This window comes from Paenibacillus ihumii (assembly GCF_001403875.1).
Lineage (GTDB): Bacteria > Bacillota > Bacilli > Paenibacillales > Paenibacillaceae > Fontibacillus > Fontibacillus ihumii.
Window position 1 is genome coordinate 24511 of record NZ_LN884295.1, and the last position, 19378, is coordinate 43888.

Here is a 19378-nt window from a genome sequence, read left to right on the forward strand (position 1 = left end):
TCTATCAGGATCAATACTTGGATTTTTGGTTTATTGAAGGGTAGATTTAAATATTTCTTACCCCTAACGCAAAACCGCTAATCAAAGCACATCTCGTAAAGAACTCGGACTTAGGGGGACAGGCAGCTAATTCTCAAGCGTGAATACCGTTTCCGTATGTCCGACCGCGCTTCCTTCGTCATTCAAGATGCGGGCCGGAAATTGCTCCTCCAGTCTGGACATCAGCTCCACATTCCCATAGCGGATCTGCCGCAATATTTCAAGGACGATCCGGCCCCATTCTTCTTCCGAGCCATCCGATATTTTAAAGGCGATGCCGAGCCGTTCCCGTCTCAGGCTAAATCCATACACGCCTTTAAAGCCGCCCTTGGCAATGATGTTGTCATCCTCCAGCAGCAGGGAATCAATTCGTCCGCGGCCACCGACAAGCTCCGGGCGCGCATGCATCGCCTGTGTAATCTGCCTTACGGCCTCCGCCGTCCGTTTGTCCTCAATCCGCTCCGGGCAGGCCAGCTTCATATAAGCTGCGGCCAGGGCGGACAAGGGCAATGCAAATACGGGGAACCCGCATCCATCGATGCCCCGGCCAAGATCCTCCGGCTCCATATCCGCAAGGCGGGCGAACGTCTCGACGATTTCCTGCTGAACGGGGTGAGTCGGCTCATGATAGCCCGCTAGGTCGTAGCCCTTCATTTTGCAATAAGCAAGCACTCCCAAATGCTTCCCGGAACAGTTATGATACAATCTGCGCCGCTCTCCCCCTGTACGAAGAAGCGCTTCCCTCGCTCTGCTGTCCAGCGGCAAGCTCGGAGCGCACACAAGTTCTTCCTCCTTCACCCCAATCTTGGCTAGTAAGGATTCCAGCGCATGAATATGAACATCCTCTGCACGATGGGATGCAGTCATTACTGCAACCTCGGCATCGGTTAAGCCGTAAGCTTCCTTTATGCCGGCCCGAATGGCCGGAATAGCCTGAAAAGGCTTTGCCGCCGAACGGGTAAATACCCGGACGCCAGGATTGCCGGCATGCTTCACGACTCGGCCATCCTCATTTACCACGCAAATATTCCCGCGATGGCTGCATTCCAGAATGCCTCCGCGATACTCCTGAATCAATAATGTATCTTCCAAGCTATCCATCGCTCTGATATCCCCTTTCATGAACCCGTTGCAATACAGTATAGTACAGCGGCTTCGCAGGTGCCAAATCGCCGGTGCCGGCGGCAGGCTTTGGCAGTCATGGCAAGGGATTCGCTGTTTCACTGCTCCTTCTGGCGTTTATATAGAAAGTAAGCTGGACATGATCTGGTCAATCAGGACAAACTGGCATATAAGGAGCGATGAGACATGAATAAAGAAGAAATGGATTGCTCGGTTCAAAGCGGTTCTACGTTTACCAAAGGCCTCATCATCGGCGCATTGCTCGGGGCGGCGGCCGCTCTGCTGTACGCGCCAAAGCCCGGACGCGAGCTGCGCAGCGATCTGTCCGAGAAGCTGAGCGCGGCCACGGATAAATCGAAGGAGGTCGCTGCCGTCGTAGGCGAGAAAGCTACCGACCTCGCCAAGAACGTAACCGAGAAGACGACGGACCTGGCCAAGACGGTCAGCGCCAGCGCAGGGAACATTCTAAGCAGCGCTAAAGAAGCCTCTGCCGATGTAGCCGAGGATGTAAAGCGCGCCTCCGACGACGTGATGAATGAAGCGAAGCAATAATGGGGCTGTCCCCTGAAGTAGCCGGCTCTCCAGAGCTGGCTACTTATGTTTCGCCCCCGAATAGGCTAATCCATACCACATTCGAGGAGGGATCACCATGGCGCGCAGTCAATCCTTCGATCCTCAGGAGCATCCCTTTGAATTGCGCCACGAGGTCAAGCGTTTGAACGGACGGTTGGACTATATCGCAGATTTGCTGGAAAAAGCGGAGTTCAAGGATATTCTGGAAAATTACACAAGTCCGAAAAAACGCATACTAACCAACTTCATGGCCGGCATGTCCCGCGGGCTCGGACTAAGCGTCGGCACCTTTGTCGTCCTTGGCCTGCTCGGCTGGATTCTTAGCCTGTTCGTGGATATTCCCATGGTCGGCGATTATATTAAAGAGCTTCAAGATTACATTAAATCCAAGCCTTAATGGCACACTGTGTATTAGGGGCTAGCTCCCAATCACTAAGAGGAGTTGATAATGATGGCTCGATCCCATGCAGAGCAGGAGCAGGAGGACTATGTGAAGAAACAGATCAGGGAAGCGCGTGAGGGCGAATACTCCGGGCATAAGAGCATCCAGGTGGCCCAGAACGGCTCCATGGTCAATGATATGGAGGATCTGAAGCAGCTCGGCGAGGACATGGAAGAGATGCGAACGAACAGCGAGGACAAGGCGCGGGGCCTGAAGCCCGATCCAGAGCAGTAAGCGCCGGCAAGGCGATCAGGCGAGCCCAGATCACTTAAACGAGACATATATCGCCGGGGTTTATACTTATATTTTCAATTACAAGGATTTATAAAACAAAGAACCTGCCGCCTTTTCTCAGCACCAGGTTCTTTGTTTTATTACTTTTCCTTCACAAATGAGCGTCCTTCTTGTCCACCTGCAGCAAATCTCCCGTCCACCCCTTCATGTTCATCCACAGATAAAAGGCCAGGGTGCTGAAGGCCGTAATTGCGCTGATGATGAGGAAGCCGCTAACCCCCGTTTTGACCCAGGGCAGAAAATCGAAATTCATGCCCCAAATCGCCCCGATAACCGTGGCTGGCGTAAAGATGGCCGTAATGATCGTCAGCGTCTTCATAATATCGTTGCCGCGAAAGGCAGATACGGCCTCATCGATCGAAATCAGCGTATCGATCTCCTTCTCGTAATGCTTGAAGAGTACATGCATGCGCTCCGTGCGGAATACCAGCCGCTTGAAATATGCGCTGTTCTCGATCTCCCCCCCGGAGTAAGCCTCGCGGGACGCTGTCACGATTTCCTGGAACGGAATGAACAGGTTGGACCAATACAGCAGCTCAAAACGCGAGTCTAAAATCCGGTCCATGAGATGTTTCTTATTGTGCTCCTTCATGATTTCTTCCAGCCTGCGCAAATTCATCTCAAACCGGTCCATGCCGATATGAATATAATGCAGTATCGTGCGGATCAATACGAACATTCCCTCGACAGGCAGACGGCAGGCATGGAGCATCAGCATCTTCTCCCGTACATGCATTCTTTCCCGGGTATGGGCGTCCAGGTTCAGCGTAATCAGGCAGTCTTTGCTTACAAAAAAGTGCATATGCACACAGTCCTTGATCTCCTGCATTTCCTCCTCTATGGAGTAGACAAGCGAGCCGAAGATAATCGCATTTTCACCATCCGGAAACCGTACCGATAAATAGTTCGTTTCTACAGAAGGTATAAGCTCCAGCCACTCCTCTGTATCGGGAATATCCCGGCGAAGCTTATGGATCACCGCATCTTCCCAGCTCTCAATCTCAAGATCATGCCACTTCCATCCCTGCTCGCTCGTAATGAGGCGCTGCCCCCGGTTCGCGTTCGTCAAGCTTGCTCTCCTCCTTTCATCGAAAAGGCACGCTGTTCCTCTCGGAAAAAAGCGTGCCTCTACGCGATATATCCTTCAAACGGCTAATATAAATTAGCGTTTGACATAATCTGCTTTAGCTTCTCGGTCGCTCTTTTTTGAATACGGGAAACGCTCATCTGCGATACTCCCAGCTGCTGAGCGATAGCCCGCTGGGATTGCCCTTCCTGGAAGGCCAGCAGCAGAACCTGCTGCTCCTGCTCCTTCAGCTGGCTAAGCGCCTGCTGCAGATCCATCCGCTTCTCCACCGTATCGTAATCATTGGCTTCAGAGCTGATAAGTTCTCCGAGCGTGGCCGCGCTTTCATCTTGGGATAAGGGAGAGTCCAGCGAAACATAGTGGTAACATTCCCGTCCAGCGAGTACTTCGACCGTTTCCTCCACCGAAAGATCTAAATATTCTGCGATTTCTTTCACGTCGGGGGAACGTTCCAATTTCACTGTGAGCTCATCGATCGCCTGCTGGACGAGCGCTCCCTTCTCTTTAATCCGGCGCGGGACCTGGATATACCAGGACTTGTCCCGCAGGAAGTTCTTCATGTGCCCGATCATGCTTTTCATGGCATAAGGTTCAAAGGGGATGCCTAGTTCAATGTCGTACTGCTGCAGCAGCCGAATCAGCGCCATCTGGCCGACCTGATACAAATCCTCGTACAGATCGGGACGGTTGCGGGCAATTTTGCCTGCAGCCATCTTGACCATGGGCTCATATTTCTGAATAAGAACTGTAGCTATTTCATTGTCTTTCGTCTGCTGATATTTCCAGATCAGGCTGGTTGATTCATTCAAAGACTCGGGGGGAGTCATATTGTCGCTCATACCTTCTCCTCGCTCTTAACGAGCCGGCGAGTCAGAACAACCTTGGTTCCCTGCCCGGCAACGCTCTCGACGCTTACGTCATCCATAAGCGCCTCCATAAGATAAAAGCCAAGTCCGCCAATTTGAGCTTCGCTCAATTCCTTATCGTGTAACGATGCCCGATCTGCTGTCTTGCCCCAAGAATCAAAGCTCTCCCCTTCATCCTTCACCGTAATTGACAATGCATCCTGATGCACTTCAAAGGTAACTTCCATTATTCCTGGCTTATGCTTGTACGCATACAATACAGAGTTGTTACAGGCTTCCGACACTGCTACCTTCATGTCTTCAATTTCCTCATAGGAAAATCCGATTTTGGAGGCCACACCATAAAGATTCAACCTGACGATATCCACATAATCCGCCGTCGCTGGCAAACTGATAACCACTCTCTGAACTTCGTCTTTCATTCTTACTTCGATCCTTTCCTATTGGGAATTCTCTTGTGCGGCAAAAAACTTGGCAATCCCGGTCATGTCGAACAGCTTCTGAATTTGATCTGGCACTTCCTCTACCAAAAATTCGGCCTTCATGCCATGTCTTGCTTTTAGAATAGACAACAGAATTCCGATCCCCGTGCTATCGATATATTTCAAGTCCTTCATGTTGATGATGAGATTGAGCTCTTCGTCTCCTACTAGCGGTTCCATCACCTGGCGAAAGTCTGGAGCCACAGACAAGTCCAGCTCTCCCCGTAAATACACCGTGCAAGTGCCGTTCTCCAATTGCGACGTAGCTGAAAACTTATCATTCTTATTTGTATTCATAGACACTCTCTCCTGAAAAAATGTTTTTCACTATTCATAACCCAAACATACTGCTTATGAATCAACAACACTCTCCTGGTATGCCCCATGGAGCTGCTTCATCGGCCCTTGCATAGCCCCGCTGCTGTACTTGGCAATCATCTTCTTCACGGAGCTGAGCTTAACCGGCTTGCTGATATAATCATTCATGCCCGCCTGCAGGCATTTGCTCTTTATGCCCTCCATCACGTTCGCAGTCATAGCAACGATAACCGGAGGCTGACGGTCGGATGGCTGTTCCTTGCGAATCCGCTCGGTCGCCTCAAGCCCGTCCATCACGGGCATTTGCAGATCCATGAAAATAAACGAGTAGCCGTCGCCGCACGCAGCCAACCGGACAGCTTGAGCCCCGTCCTCGGCTACGTCGGCAGCATAGCCCAGCTTGGTCAGCATGCTGACCATGAGGCGCTGATTGATCGGGTGATCATCGACAACAAGCATCCGCTCAGCATGCGGGAACTGCCCTTCCGTCGAGAAGCCCGGACAGCCGTGCGGAGCTTCATCATCCTGCGCAAATTTGCGCACCCGGACGGTAAAGGTAAAGGCGGCGCCTTTCTCCTCCTGCGGCTCTACCCGGATCCCCCCGCCCATCAGCTGGACCAGCGTCTGGCAAATAGCGAGGCCGAGGCCGGTCCCGCCGTATTTTCTCGTCATGGACGAATCCAGCTGGGAGAATGGCTTGAAGAGCTTGTCTACCTTATCGGGGGCAATGCCGATCCCTGTATCCTTCACCGTAAATTCCAGCATAAGGCTGTCCGTGTCCGCCTCATCGCTGTTAGCCGACACGACTAGATAAATCCCGCCCTGATCGGTAAATTTGATGGAATTGCCGATCAGATTGATCAGTACCTGGCGTAATCGTCCCATGTCGCCGTAAAGAACCTGCGGGATATCATCATCGAGGAAGTAGACGAGCTCCAGTCCCTTGCGGCTGGCATCCATCGAGAAGAAGCCGAATACCTCCTGGATGCAGGCCCGCAGCTCGAACGGGCTCTCCTCCAGCTCCATCTTGCCGGACTCCATTTTGGTAAAATCGAGAATATCGTTGATGATCGTCACTAAGGTATTCGCGCTGCTGCGGATGATCTCGGCATATTCCTTCTGTTCATCCTGCAGCTCCGTCTCCAGCAGCAAATCGATCATGCCGATGACACCGTTCATCGGAGTGCGTATCTCATGACTCATCATCGCCAGAAACTCCGTCTTGGCCTTCGCGGCGATCTCAGCCGCCTCCTTGGCCTTGACCAATTCATCATTGATCCGCTCGAGCTCCTGGGTCTTCTGCTGCAGCAGCATGCTCTGGGTTTTATGCCGCTGATTCGTAATATACATATCCACGAAACCATCGATTTTCGATTTTAAAATTTGCGGTATAAACGGCTTAACCATATAATCGATCGCCCCCGCCGAATAACCCTCGAAGAGATGCTCCGCATCCTTGCTGTTAGCCGAAATGAAGATGATCGGAATATCCTTCGTCTTATCGCGGGCTTTAATCAGCCTGGCTGTCTCAATGCCGTCCATTCCCGGCATTTGGACATCCAGCACGATTACCGCAAAATTATCCTTAAGCAAATACTTAAGCGCCTCTTGGCCCGAAGTGGCCATCACGAGCTTATACTGCCCGCTGCCCAACACAGCCTCCAAAGCCATTAAATTCTCAGGACGGTCGTCTACCAACAAAATGTGAATCGGTTCTTCAACCCCCATGAAATCCTCCTGCCAATACTGTCGTAAGATCACCTGATCTTACGATATATTTTCTCCTCACGATCCAAAGCCTCGTAGCAGTCCGTGAAGTCCGTAAAATGAATCGATTCCTTAGCTCCCAGCACCAGAACGCCAAAATGGCTCAGACTTTCGTGGAACAGGGCATGAACGCGGTTGCGCAGCGTTTCATCAAAATAAATCATCACATTCCGACAAAATATGACATTGAACTCATTAAAGGAACGGTCTGTCGCCAGATTATGCTCGGCAAAAATAATGTTCTTGCGCAGAAAAGGCTGGAAAATAACCGAATTGTACTTGGCCGTGTAGTACTCGGAGAACGAACGGGTGCCGCCCGCCTCCAAGTAATTCTTTGTGTATTGCTTCATTTTTTGAATGCCGACGATCCCTTCCTTGGCTATTTGCAAAGACCTGTCGTTCATGTCCGTCGCATAAATGCGGGCTTTATCGTACAGGCCTTCTTCATGCAGGAGGATCGCCATGGAGTATACCTCTTCCCCCGTAGAGCAGCCTGCATGCCAGATCCGAATGTAGGGATAGGTTCTGAGCAGGGGAATCACCTTTTCCCGGAACACCCGAAACAGGTTCGGATCGCGAAACATTTCCGTAACGGGAATCGACAGGTTGTAGACGAAGCGCTCGAAGCACTCCCGGTCATGGAATATTTTCTCCTGCAGCCCGGAGATCGTCTTCAGCTGCTCGGAGTGCACATGATGCCATATTCTCCGGCGCAGGGAAGGAATGGCATAATTGCGGAAATCGTATCCGTAGAGCCGGTGAACTCCCTCCAGCAGCAGCTCGATCTCGATATTCTCGCGCTCGCACTGATGGTCGTCATAGGGCTGATCGTCTTCTAAATCTATGAAATCACTGGATGACATGTATTCAACTCCACTTTCTCAAAAAATACGGTAAATATTATTACCCTGAAACTCCGGTTACGAATACAACCACACACGCATTAACGAGAGCAATTGATCCGTCTGTATCGGCTTCTTCACATAGTCGGAGGCTCCAGCCTCAATGCACTTGGAGCGGTCCTCCTTCATCGCCTTGGCCGTCAAGGCAATGATCGGAAGCTTCGCGAATTCCGGCTTCTCGCGAATCCGGCGCATAGCTTCGTAGCCGTCCATCTCCGGCATCATCATATCCATCAGAACAAGGTCGAAATCGCCCTGCTCCTCCAGAATCTCTAAAGCCTCCCTGCCGTTCTCTGCATAGACGACATTCATCCGGTAGCCTTCCAGTACGCTGGACAGGGCGAAGACGTTGCGGACGTCATCGTCGACAAGCAGTATTTTCTTGCCTTCGAACAGTTCTTCTTTGTTATGCAGCTTCTGCAGAATTTTCCGCTTGTCCTCCGGCAGGTTTGCCTCTACGCGGTGAAGGAACAGGGTCGTCTCGTCCAGCAGCCGCTCCGGCGACTTAACATCCTTTATAATGATCGATTCCGCGTATTTGCGCAGTCTGGTCTCTTCCTTCGCATCCAGATCCTTGCCCGTATAAATAATGATCGGCAAATCATTCAAATTCTCGTCATCACGAATTTGATCAAGCAGCTCAAAGCCGGTCATGTCCGTAAGCATCAAATCAAGGACCATGCAATCGTAATGCTTCGTTCGCAGCTCTTCGAGCGCTACGGCGCCCGTCGACACAGCCGTAATCGCTACATCATCATGGCCGATCAGCTCGATGATCGATTTCTGCTGGATTTCATCGTCCTCCACGATCAGCAAATGCTTCAAGCTCTTCTCCGTATAAGACTCGATATAAGTAAAGGCCCGCTCGAGATGCTCCCTGGAGGACGGCTTGCGCAGATAAGCGATCGCCCCCATCATCAAGCCCTGCTTCACATCGTCGACGACTGAAATAACATGCACAGGAATATGCCTAGTCTTGGCATCGCTCTTCAATTCGTTCAGAATCGACCAGCCATCCATGACAGGCAGCTGGATATCCAGAATGATCGCATCCGGCAGGTACTTATGAACGAGCCGGAGACCTTCGTCTCCTTGAACGGCAACAAGCCCTTTAAATCCGTGGTTCCGGGACATCTCGAGCAGGATCTTGGCAAATACGACATCGTCCTCGATAATCAGCAGCACTTTATCCTCCGTAGCGATCGCCTCCCGGTCATCGTCGATCGGATTCGGCGCTGGAGCATCCTCTTCCTCTGGAGCTGGCAGCATATAAGCTCCCTGACGCACCGGCACCCCGACCGCAGCGGTGGCAGCCGCCTCCCGGCTTGCTCCTCCGAACAGCTTGGAGCTCGCTTCCTTCGGCAGGTATAGCGTAAAGCTGCTGCCCTCGCCTTCCTTGGTCTCGAGTCCGATCCCGCCGCCAAGAAGCGCGGACAGCCCCCGGCTGATGGATAGCCCCAAGCCGGTTCCGCCGTATTTGCGGCTTGTCGTTCCGTCCACCTGCTGAAAAGCTTCAAAAATGAGATCCGTCTTATCCTTCGGCACACCGATCCCAGTGTCCTTGACGGTAAGCGCCAGGTATTCCCGGTCGCGCTCCAAATAGCTTGGCAGTTCTTCTTGGGAAGCCGGTCTAACCATAAACGCAACCTCGCCTTCGTTCGTAAATTTAAAGGCATTGGACAGCAGATTGCGCAAAATCTGCTTCACCCTGTGACCGTCGGTCATAATGCGCTCAGGCACCTCCGGACTGGTCTCCAGCCGCAGAGCAATCCCTTTGCTCTCAGCCACGGGCCGGAAATTATGCTCGACAAATTTCTCCAGCTCCTTGATGCTGACCGATTCCTGATTCACTTCCATTTTACCGGCATCCACCTTCGATAAATCGAGAATCTCATCGATCATCTTCAGCAAATCCGTGCCCGACATATGGATGGTATGGGCATATTCGACCTGCTTGGGCGTCAAATTATTGTCTTTGTTCTCTGACAGGAGCTGCGACAGAATGAGCAGGCTATTGAGAGGCGTGCGCAGCTCATGCGACATATTCGCGAGAAACTCCGATTTATATTTGCTTGTCACGGCAAGCTGGGATGCATGCCGTTCCAGTTCATCCTTCGTTCTCTCGATTTCTTCGTTCTTCTCCTTGACTTCCTGCACCTGCTCCTCCAGGGCACGCGTCTTAGCGATCAGCTCGGTATTGTAGTGCTCGAGCTCTTCCTGCTGCCGCTGCAGAAGCTCCTCGGAACGCTTCAATGCTGCCGTCTGCTTCTCCATGCTTTCATTCGAACGGCGAAGCTCCTCCTGCTGTGTCTGCAGCTCCTCCGATTGAACCTGGAGCTCCTCGGTCAAGGCCTGCGATTCCCGCAGCAGCTCTTCGACGCGCAGCCTGCGGTTCACGTTGTTCAGAACGACGCCCAGATTATTCGTCAGCTCCGACAGCAGCTGCTCCTCAAGCGGCGTAAATTGATCCAGGTTAGCCAGCTCGACGACGCCAAGCAATTCATCCTCGAATAATATCGGATAAATTAGGATATGGGCCGGTTTGGCTTCTCCCAGAGCGGAGCGCACGGACAAATAATGACTCGGCGTCTCTTTCAGGGATAATGGCTTCTGATCCAGAGCTACCTGGCCAATAAGGCCTTCCCCCACTTTGAACATCGCCGGGGAGTTCAAATCTCCGTCCCTGGCGTAAGCCCCTGCCAAATACAGCTCGTCCGGATTCTCGCTTTCCTTCCGGATATAGACGGCGCCGACATTGCCGCCAAGAACAGGCGTAAATTCATTAATGAACATTTGCGAAATTTGCTCCAGCGAATTGATGCCATGAAGCAGCTCGGTAATTCGCGCCAAATTGGAGTTAATCCAGCTTGTGTCCTTCTGCTGCTGCATAAATCGCTTCTCCAGCTGCTGCTTCTCGCGCAGATCCTCGCTCAGCTCCTGAAAAACCTTGGCTACACTTCCAATTTCGTCATTGGATTTCACAGGAATGGCCCGAATGTCCTCCCACTGCTCCTTGCCGAAATGCTTAATCATAGCATTGACGATGCTCAATCCCTTCGTTATGCTTGGCAGCACCCACAGCACTATGCCCAGACCCATCAGCAGGCCAATGGTCATCGTAGCAATCGTAATCTGGATCGAGCTCTGGTAAGCATCGTTCGCATTCTTGATTTCCGCCTCAATTTGAATGTCCAGATAATCCCTGAGATCATTCAGCGCATTCAGCAGGCGGTCCTGGATATCCTGGCCCGAGGAAATACGGTATTCGTTGGCCCTGTCATATTGCCCGCTGCCCAGCAGCGTCAAAATCCGGGCCTGATAACTATCGAAATCAAGGCTTGCCTCCTCGATCTTCTTGATCAGCTGGCGTTCTTCGCCGGAAACCAGGCTGTCCTGCAGTTGCCGCATGTTCTGCTGTACCAGCTCGCCCTTCTTCTTCAGCTTGTTGCTCTCCTGAATGAAATAATCCTGGCTTTTCACCTGTACCATATTTGTAAGAATGCGTGCCATATCGTTGACATCGCCCCGTACGGCCGTAGATGCCTGGACTTTCATGTAACCGTCTGAATACACGTGCTCCAGCTGCTCATTCATGAAGTGAAGCCTGTCGTAGCTGGCAAATGTAAGCACCAGCATGATGACCAGAAGCGAGCTGAAACCGATGATCAGCTTGTTTCTTATTTTCATTGACTAACCGTCCCTTCTTTAAGCGTAATCCACACGAGGCATTTGTCGTCCTCCCTCTCGTGGAGATGATTCTCATCAAAAAATAGCCGCTCCATCAAGTCCTTGTCCAGCCTGTGGATTCCCTTCAAGGTCCGCTCCAGATATTCGATCTGCTCCTCCTGCGTACCCTCGATCACTTCCATCAACCCGTCTGTATACAGTACGACATGGCCTTCTCCCTCATAATTGATCGTGTGGGTCGTCGTCTCAATCTTGTCGAACAATCCTACGGGCGGGCATACCGTCTCCAGCCTGACCACTTCTCCCCCCTTCTGAAAGAAAAGAGCGGGAGGATGCCCGGCATTCACATAGTCGATCTTCTTATGCTTCGTATCTACTACAAGATAGATAGCCGTGAAATAATACTGCACCAGCTGATTCTCGATATGCAGCTGATTGAAGCGGCGGTTCAGCTCCTGCACGACCTTCTCCGGCTCTACATAGGTGCTTACTGTATCCTTAAGAACCGAAGCGATGAACATGCAGAACAGCGACGAGGATATGCCATGCCCCATCATATCAAGCAGAATAATGCCGTATCTTCCCTCATCTAGCGGATACCATGAATACAAGTCCCCCGCTAGCTCAAAGGAGGGCTTGTACAGCGCATCGATTTCGAATTCCGGATCATTGATGGCTGAGCTAAGTACCGCATTTTGCACTAAAGCCGCCAGCTTCAGCTCCTCCTGAATCCGCTGATCCCTTTCTTTATGCCAATCCTTCTCCTGCTTCAGCCTCAGTGCAAGCCGTATTCTCGCCATCAGCTCGACCTTATTGATCGGCTTGGTCACATAATCAACCGCGCCGGCGTCCAGTGCTTCCGCCAGCTTCTTGGAATCTCCTACCGCGGTTACCATGATGATCGGAATATCCTTAAGCCCGTCATATTGCTGTATGACGCGGCAAGCCGTTATGCCGTCCATCTCCGGCATCATCATATCCAGCAGAATCAAATCGATGTCAGAAGGCCCCGGCAGCTTCCCTGCCTCGTGCCCGTTCTCCCGGATCCCCAGCTGCTGGAACATTTCCGCCGCCGAAGAAGCAGCAGCTGTATTCCTGTAATTTTCCTTCTTCAAAATCTCCCGGATGATGATGATATTAGTCGGATTGTCATCCACGATTAAAATTTTCACCTGAATTCTCCTCACAACAGAATATAGACTGCTGATTTTACTATGAACTAATTACTTCGTTACTCGGGGAAGATTCCCTTCGTCCAATTTAAGCCAAGCCCCATCTGTCGAAGCATTACTGTTTGGCTAATCTCTTAATAAAACATAGATAAGGAATGGGGGATTACGGTTCCCCATTCCTTATCTATGTCTTAAAGCTATAGTGTCAGGCCGGAAGCTCCTGTTCATTTATGCCGGATGCCTTGCAATCACCAGCACTTTACCTAAATCCAGCTCCTTCTCGTAAAAAGCAGCCTCCGTCTCCGTGAACCCGAGCGATACGATCTTGGCCCGCAGCTCGTCCCCGCGGGAACGGAACAGGTTGGCAATGGCATCAAAGACGCCTTCCTCCTTAATGCCGATTTCATTTGCATCGGATGTGTCTGCAATTCGTTCTGTACGATCCTGGTTATGTGCAAGCACATAGATATGATCTTTCGCATATCCGGCAGCGCGCAGCTCATTTACGGCTTCAACGGCCTGAACCCCGTTCTGCACAACCTTGGCATAAGACTTCTTGTCCGTCATACTCATCGTCAGCACTCTCCTTTGTCTATAATGAAATCCTATCCACCTTCTCTAGCGCTATGGCTGTCATTACCCTTCTTGATCCGGTTTGAAACAGCCTGTTGCTATTTTCTTTGAATTTTTATGATTAAAAAGCGATCGTATCGAATAAGTCCACGCCCACGATGGTCCTCGTCTCAGGATCACGGTAGATCTTGATCGCTGCCAGATCGCGGATGTATACGTCGCCGTCCTCGGCTTCAAAGTCCGGCTGGCCGAGGGCCAGCGCAAGCCCGCCGCTCTCCAAGAACAGCCACTTTCCGTTCAATTTAATCTTTCCGGGAGACGCCGATGCATTCATATCGACGTCAGCATGTACATAATAGACCATTCCCTCGTACAGCCCTACCGTAATGTCCTCGTAGCGGTATTCAGTATAACCGGTGTACGCATCCTTAGTTACCGATAAAGGGGGGCCCTTCTTGCCGACGACGCTATCACGGTCATCGTATAGGGCTACATCGCCCATCGAATAAAACTGGCCCATCGGATAAATCGCTTCCCTATCGTCCGGCAGCAAGCCTAAAAAAGAGGGGGGCGACTGGGCAAGCTTTACCGAAGGCTGCGGAACACTGTCCGCGGTTGCCGGAGTATAGCCCGCAGAGGCAGACAGGAGCCCAAGCACTAGTATCATCATGTTCAGCATCGTTCTCACCTCTTTTTGGAGACCTGCCGAATTTCGATCCTGTTCCCGATTCTACGAGCGGTATTTGGTCCAGACGCCGGAAGCAATGTCAACCCATTTCATCCAACCCGGCTCCTGCTTCGAATTTCCCATGTGGTCATAGGCCGAGCCGTGAGTATGTGTGGATCGGTCGATAGGGTGTTCCTCTTGTACGCCTTGTGCCGCTCCTGCAGTGCTTGCTGCTTTAGGGGAGGATTTCTTCATTCTTCCCATCAATGAGGTCGATACCTGCTTCGCCGCAAGCGTCACTTCATTCAGCACATCTCCAACATTTTTGACGGATTCAAGCACGGGATCGAGCTGCTTCATCTTATGTTCAACATCCACGGTAATGCTGTTAGCCTGTCTAACGACCTGCTTAACTTCATAGCTAAGCTCGTCAACCGTCTTCTGGATTTCCTGCAGCGTCTGGGTCGTTTTATCCAGGGACTTTTCCGCTGCCTTCAACGTTTTAACCAGAAAAACAACGAGTACTATAAATGCTGCAGCTATAAGTGCCACACTGATTTGCCAAATCATGCCATTCCCTCTCTTTCTGTCCTGACTTTACGTCGCTATTCCTTAGTTACCCTTGGCCTTTTAGGGCGAAACAACGGAACCGGGATCTGCGTTCCCCCTAAAGCTCCTCCTGTTTCACCGGGTTTTCCCCCGGTTAATGACAACTACAAGCGACGAGTCACCAAAATTTAGCTGTCACTTCCGCATAGGGCGAACGACATATTGCGCCTATGTCGCTTTAAGCTTCATACTACACTATTTTACTATGAAGGAAAGGTGATTATCATGTTGAAATGGTCAGTAATTTTTCTGATAGTGGCGATTATCGCGGGAATATTCGGATTCTTTAACATCGTCGCCGCCGCTGCTTCCATCGCCAAGGTGCTCTTCTTCATTTTCCTGATATTATTCGTCATCTCCCTCTTTACCGGACGCAGCCGTTCACTTTAATTAATAATTTGTTCATAAAAGCAGCATATACATCATCTTCCAACGAGCTATGCAAAAGGTTAGGATGAATAAATAGAAGCCAAAGCGGCCCTTCCGTCTGAAGGGCCGCCTTTTTTTAAGATTATATTAGAAAGAGGACAGGTATTTGGCAATTTCAAGCCAATCCAGCTTAAACTTAACTGTCATTTCACGGTCATGGAAGACCATGTCCTGTACCGCAACCGGATCAGGCACATAAGGGCTTGGATCAATTTCCACCCGCTCCAGCCTCAATAATTGGGGAGACAGGGACCATTTTCTTACCTTTACCGCCTCTGGGGTCAACACCAGACGCCCGGCTGAATATTCCATGCCGTACTGTACTGCTGCCCCGAACGGTACAGGACCCCACGCGCCATTCAGATAGACGGTTAGCAGGTCTCCCCTCAGCTCGAACCTCATTCCCGTAATTTCCACGGGAAGCTCATTACTACGGATTGCCTTTGATACCTGCTTCTTGGCTAAATGATTGAATTCCTCCTCCGAAATTTTTATTTCCGGCTTGCGGCTGTCGATCATCCCGACAAGCTTGTCCTTCCAATTTATTTCCGCGTATCCCATGTCCAGGCTTCGCTCCGGGCGAATGTACCCTGCCAAGGCTGCGACAAGCAATATTAATGTCAGCAGAAGCAGGAGCAGCCGAAGCCCCCATCGAGACAGTCTTTTTCTCACGTCAGAGCTCTCCTTTCCAACCTATTTATTAAAAACTATCATTTTAAATGATTCTTAAGTTGCTTGATGGTTTATTACATAAGTACGAACAAGTATACAACCAAATATATTCTAAGGAGGAGTTTCATTTGAAGAAATTTGCTGCTATTACCGCTTCACTGATTGTCTCAGCCGCCCTGGCTACCGCAGCTTCGGCAGCAGAAGCCGATGCGGTGATCCCAAATCTTGAAGAGCCGATCATTCAAGCTAGCGAGACCGTGATTGCTCCTAATCCTATCGAACTAGAAGATATCACGACATTCTACAGCGCTCCGAACGGAGATGCCTTGAACGCGCTGGCCCCCCAATATGTACATCCTACCGGACAGATCATCGACGATTGGGTAGAAATATACACCTGGCTCGGCAAAGCCTGGATCCACGTTCCAGACTATGTTCCTGACTATAGCTAATATATAACACAGATGATGTCAGGAATGCACGAAACCGCTCTGCGGAACAAGGGTTTCCTCGTTCTGCGGAGCGGTTTTAGTTTCAGTGCCTGGCAGGTTATCGAAGCACGCTGCCGCCGAACAAGAAGCGGCGCTCCCACGAGCCGTCCAGCTTATCGATTCGGACACCGCCGGATTTGACGGAATAAGTTTGCAGCAATTGGCCGTCGCCGATATACAATGCAACATGCGTGATCCGTTCGCTATTCTTGTCGATCCCCTCATAGGCGGATGCGGAAGAGCCTTTATAGCTCATGAAGAAAACCAGGTCCCCCGCCTTCAGATCGCTAATCCGATAGACCGGCTCGCTGTTCTCCTTGATCCAGGCCCCTTGCTTTCGAGAATCGGACGGAAGCGTAATGCCAAGCGCCTCCTTATAAATATGTTTGACGAAGTCGGAGCAGTCAAAGGTAGCCGTCGTATTCCGGTTGGATCCGAACTCATAAGGAGTTCCCATGTACTTCTTCCCTGTTCGAATCACTTTGTCCACCTGCTCCTTGATGCTCTCTGGGACAGACGGATTAGGCGCAGGCGAGCTTTCCCCGTTTATAGATCCCGCACCCTTGCTGGTCTTCATATATTTACTCGAAGAGCTGACATAGCCGGTCAGGCCTTCCGAGGTTTTTACTTTATAAAATGATTTGTTCGCTTCCTCCAAAATGGTGACACGAGTGCCTTTCTTCAGCATAGTAATAATGCTGCCCGAGGTGGAGGGCTGACTGCGCAGATTCACCCCGTAGATGACTTGGCCGCTCCATTCTACCGAGGAAGATCCCTGGTCAGCAGACGCCCCTTGAACAGTGATATATTTGGGTGCAGAGCTGACATAACCGGTATTTCCTGCGGCATCCTTCACCTTATAGAAATAGCTGTTGCTCTGATCCAGAACTTGTACCGCCGTCCCCTTCTTCAAGAAGCCAATCACTCTCCCCGACATCGAGGGCTTGTCCCGCAAATTGACGCCGCCCGCGATCACGCCCGTTTGTACTGCACTCTGCTGGGACGCAGCCGCTGACGCTGCGGTCGGCATGGCTGAATAAATCGACAAAGCCATGATACTGGATAATAAAATAGCCACACTCCGTTTCATTGATGAAAAACCTCCTAGATGCAAATTGGAATAATGGATATTGCTGCTAATTCCTCCTTTCTTTTTAACTTCTAACCATTATATCCTTTGTCGATGTTTGTCTAAATAAGTCGATTTTCGTGTTCTGATTTTCCTCCACATACTAATTGCCTAATATTTTTCCAACGATTAGGTCTTGTTTCCTATTTGTGGCTTAGCGTTATGAATGACCTGCCTTTAATAGGACAACCGGAGAAATTTGTATTTGAACGCAAAAAAACCGTTAGAGCATTGCAGACTCTAACGGTTAATATTAAGTTCCCGTCTTGGGCTCGACATGAACATGGACGTGCATTACATTCCGTTTCCGGCGCATATGTTCCTCGACACGGTCGCTGATTTCATGGCTCTCGATGACGGTAAGCATCGGATCCACCTCAATAACGACGTCGACCAGTACATGATTGCCGTGAACTCGCGCCTTCACATCCCGTATCCCCTCGACTCCCTGAATTCTGGCGATCGAGCTTCGCAAATCCCCGAGCTCGCTCTCATCGAAGCCGTCGGTCAATCGATGCGTCGAATCTCTGAATATGTCCCAGGCGGTCTTGCAAATCAATAGCCCGACGGCAAAAGCCGCTACGGTATCCAGCCACGGAAGCCCCAACTGGGCTCCGATAATTCCGACCGCCGCGCCGATACTTACCAGCGCATCAGAGAGGTTGTCCTTGGCTGCGGCCATCAGTGCCTGATTATTAATCTGCGCCGCTAATCTGCGATTATAGGCATAGACGAACCACATCGCCGCCGCACAGATTAAGGCTACTCCCGCAGAGCGAATGTCCGGCTCGACCTCTACCCCCGCCAGAAGAGAACGAATCGACCCGTAAATGACCTGGATTCCGACCATAGCCATAATAAAAGAAGCCACTAATGCAGCAATCGTCTCTGCCCGCATATGCCCGTACGCATGATCGGAATCCGGAGGCTTCTGGGATATGCGCAGGCCGATTAATACAGCCAGGGAAGCAACGATATCGGTTACGTTGTTGAAGCCGTCTGCCAAAAGGGCACTCGATGCAAAGAGGTACCCGCTAATCAGTTTGAATGCAGACAGAACCAGATAAGCGGAAATGCTGATCCAGGCACCCCGCTCTCCTTTGCGTATATCATCATAAATGTTCAAATCTGCACCTCCGGCTCCTTCTCTATTTGGATAATAAAATTTGCTATACCATCGTAGCAAATGAACTTCATGTGAGTCTAGAGAAACAGTGTTGCCTTGGGCTAAAGCAAGCGTTATTCATTATTCCCGTTGTCCAATAATTTAAAAACGTTTAGAATAAGGGCAACCCCCTTTCTTATAGGAGATGATCGTATATGACAGAAAGCAGTGAACCTCGAAAAATCGACCTGGCTGAGGCAATGCGCCAGAAGCTGCAGCAGAAAAAGCAACAGCAGACCGCAGCAAATAAACCAGGGTTCTCGGGAAGCCAGCAAACGAAAGCGATGAAAAGCCAAAACAACAAAAAACCGAACAACCAGCGCCGCCGTACGGGCGGGTCATAGGGGCAGCAGCTCCAAGACACAGAGAGGCTATCCCAAAGGCAAACTTTGGAACACCCTCATCAGCCAAATAGGATAGCATTCGTAAAAACCAAGGAGCTAAGCGGTTTGTTCTCGCTTAGCTCCTTGGTTTTTGGCATCGACAGCGGCTTTCTTAAGCGAATTATGGACAAGGGAAAGCCGCCCGACCTCCTGCCTCACTGTGGTAAGCCTCGAATCAGAAACCTTTGGAAGCCCCGAAAGCTCGGTTTCTCTTCCTATCGCTAAATACAGGCTCCCGCTCGATCATGCGCCTTACGGCCTCGCTTACGCTCTGCGGAGTCCGTTTTACTTTTTAAAGGCTGAGACACCGGGGCGCTGCATGGATGCTTTTATGTACAAATACTTTAAGGCACAGCCTTCTTCATTGCGAAGCTTGTGGTTTGCCTGGTTCTTTAGCCACAAATACTTCATTTCATGCTAACTTTGATCTAGCGATTACCTTGGGCTTGGCTTCTGTTCACTGCGGCTCTAGCGGATAATCCTCACGCCACCCCTTCGGTAATGACATT

At 50.7% G+C, this 19378-nt stretch carries 21 protein-coding genes; 6 read left to right on the forward strand and 15 right to left on the reverse strand.

From position 1 onward, the window contains the following. Positions 1-126 precede the first annotated feature (126 nt). Positions 127-1140: an asparaginase gene (locus BN2762_RS01130; protein ID WP_055105226.1), complete on the reverse strand. Its 1014-nt coding sequence runs from the start codon at positions 1138-1140 to the stop codon at positions 127-129. Between the two features lie 207 nt (positions 1141-1347). Between BN2762_RS01130 and BN2762_RS01135 the strand changes: the two genes are divergently transcribed. From BN2762_RS01135 to BN2762_RS01145, 3 genes are all read left to right on the forward strand, one after another. Next, positions 1348-1713, forward strand: a complete 366-nt coding sequence (locus BN2762_RS01135; RefSeq protein WP_055105227.1) for a YtxH domain-containing protein — start codon at positions 1348-1350, stop codon at positions 1711-1713. Between the two features lie 97 nt (positions 1714-1810). Further along, entirely contained in the window at positions 1811-2131 is a 321-nt protein-coding gene (locus tag BN2762_RS01140; RefSeq protein ID WP_055105228.1) for a DUF5665 domain-containing protein, read from the forward strand. A 51-nt stretch (positions 2132-2182) separates the two neighbouring features. Beyond that, positions 2183-2410 carry a hypothetical protein gene (locus tag BN2762_RS01145; protein WP_230202396.1) on the forward strand — a complete coding sequence of 76 codons (228 nt, stop codon included), beginning with the start codon at positions 2183-2185 and terminating at the stop codon, positions 2408-2410. 151 nt (positions 2411-2561) lie between these two features. Here the strand turns inward: BN2762_RS01145 and BN2762_RS01150 are convergent, their stop codons facing one another. From BN2762_RS01150 to BN2762_RS01200, 11 genes are all read right to left on the reverse strand, one after another. Further along, positions 2562-3539: a magnesium transporter CorA family protein gene (locus BN2762_RS01150; RefSeq protein WP_055105230.1), complete on the reverse strand. Its 978-nt coding sequence runs from the start codon at positions 3537-3539 to the stop codon at positions 2562-2564. An 83-nt stretch (positions 3540-3622) separates the two neighbouring features. Further along, a complete protein-coding gene (locus BN2762_RS01155) occupies positions 3623-4396 on the reverse strand; it encodes a sigma-70 family RNA polymerase sigma factor (RefSeq protein WP_055105231.1) in 774 nt (257 codons plus the stop codon). After that, positions 4393-4845 (reverse strand): anti-sigma B factor RsbW, encoded by a 453-nt coding sequence (gene rsbW / locus BN2762_RS01160; RefSeq protein WP_055105232.1) that lies wholly within the window; start codon positions 4843-4845, stop codon positions 4393-4395. The genes BN2762_RS01155 and rsbW overlap by 4 nt, the downstream gene beginning before the upstream one ends. Positions 4846-4863: 18 nt before the next feature. Continuing rightward, positions 4864-5202: an STAS domain-containing protein gene (locus BN2762_RS01165; RefSeq protein ID WP_055105233.1), complete on the reverse strand. Its 339-nt coding sequence runs from the start codon at positions 5200-5202 to the stop codon at positions 4864-4866. A 54-nt stretch (positions 5203-5256) separates the two neighbouring features. Continuing rightward, positions 5257-6951 (reverse strand): response regulator, encoded by a 1695-nt coding sequence (locus tag BN2762_RS01170; protein WP_055105234.1) that lies wholly within the window; start codon positions 6949-6951, stop codon positions 5257-5259. Between the two features lie 29 nt (positions 6952-6980). Next, a complete protein-coding gene (locus tag BN2762_RS01175) occupies positions 6981-7853 on the reverse strand; it encodes a CheR family methyltransferase (protein ID WP_055105235.1) in 873 nt (290 codons plus the stop codon). Positions 7854-7910: 57 nt separating this feature from the next. Further along, on the reverse strand, positions 7911-11579 hold the full coding sequence (locus BN2762_RS01180) for a response regulator (RefSeq protein ID WP_055105236.1): 3669 nt from the start codon (positions 11577-11579) through the stop codon (positions 7911-7913). Next, entirely contained in the window at positions 11576-12751 is a 1176-nt protein-coding gene (locus BN2762_RS01185; RefSeq protein ID WP_055105237.1) for a SpoIIE family protein phosphatase, read from the reverse strand. The genes BN2762_RS01180 and BN2762_RS01185 overlap by 4 nt, the downstream gene beginning before the upstream one ends. A 228-nt stretch (positions 12752-12979) precedes the next feature. Continuing rightward, positions 12980-13324: a YflT domain-containing protein gene (locus tag BN2762_RS01190; RefSeq protein WP_055105238.1), complete on the reverse strand. Its 345-nt coding sequence runs from the start codon at positions 13322-13324 to the stop codon at positions 12980-12982. A gap of 121 nt (positions 13325-13445) precedes the next feature. Beyond that, positions 13446-14003 carry a hypothetical protein gene (locus tag BN2762_RS01195; RefSeq protein WP_055105239.1) on the reverse strand — a complete coding sequence of 186 codons (558 nt, stop codon included), beginning with the start codon at positions 14001-14003 and terminating at the stop codon, positions 13446-13448. A 51-nt stretch (positions 14004-14054) separates the two neighbouring features. Then, complete coding sequence (locus tag BN2762_RS01200; protein WP_055105240.1) at positions 14055-14561, reverse strand: DUF948 domain-containing protein; 507 nt, start codon at positions 14559-14561, stop codon at positions 14055-14057. A 264-nt stretch (positions 14562-14825) separates the two neighbouring features. Here BN2762_RS01200 and BN2762_RS25685 point away from each other — a divergent pair, with 264 nt between their 5' ends. Further along, complete coding sequence (locus BN2762_RS25685; RefSeq protein ID WP_074048543.1) at positions 14826-14990, forward strand: DUF1328 domain-containing protein; 165 nt, start codon at positions 14826-14828, stop codon at positions 14988-14990. Positions 14991-15116: 126 nt separating this feature from the next. Here BN2762_RS25685 and BN2762_RS01205 read toward each other — a convergent pair whose 3' ends face one another. After that, positions 15117-15701 (reverse strand): hypothetical protein, encoded by a 585-nt coding sequence (locus tag BN2762_RS01205; RefSeq protein WP_055105241.1) that lies wholly within the window; start codon positions 15699-15701, stop codon positions 15117-15119. Positions 15702-15829: 128 nt separating this feature from the next. Here BN2762_RS01205 and BN2762_RS01210 point away from each other — a divergent pair, with 128 nt between their 5' ends. Further along, complete coding sequence (locus BN2762_RS01210) at positions 15830-16153, forward strand: hypothetical protein (RefSeq protein ID WP_055105242.1); 324 nt, start codon at positions 15830-15832, stop codon at positions 16151-16153. Between the two features lie 97 nt (positions 16154-16250). Here the strand turns inward: BN2762_RS01210 and BN2762_RS01215 are convergent, their stop codons facing one another. Both BN2762_RS01215 and BN2762_RS01220 read right to left on the reverse strand, forming a co-directional pair. Beyond that, positions 16251-17282, reverse strand: a complete 1032-nt coding sequence (locus BN2762_RS01215; RefSeq protein WP_055105243.1) for a C40 family peptidase — start codon at positions 17280-17282, stop codon at positions 16251-16253. A gap of 292 nt (positions 17283-17574) precedes the next feature. Beyond that, positions 17575-18447: a cation diffusion facilitator family transporter gene (locus tag BN2762_RS01220; protein WP_055105244.1), complete on the reverse strand. Its 873-nt coding sequence runs from the start codon at positions 18445-18447 to the stop codon at positions 17575-17577. A gap of 194 nt (positions 18448-18641) precedes the next feature. Here BN2762_RS01220 and BN2762_RS01225 point away from each other — a divergent pair, with 194 nt between their 5' ends. Further along, entirely contained in the window at positions 18642-18830 is a 189-nt protein-coding gene (locus BN2762_RS01225) for a hypothetical protein (protein ID WP_055105245.1), read from the forward strand. Positions 18831-19378 lie beyond the last annotated feature (548 nt).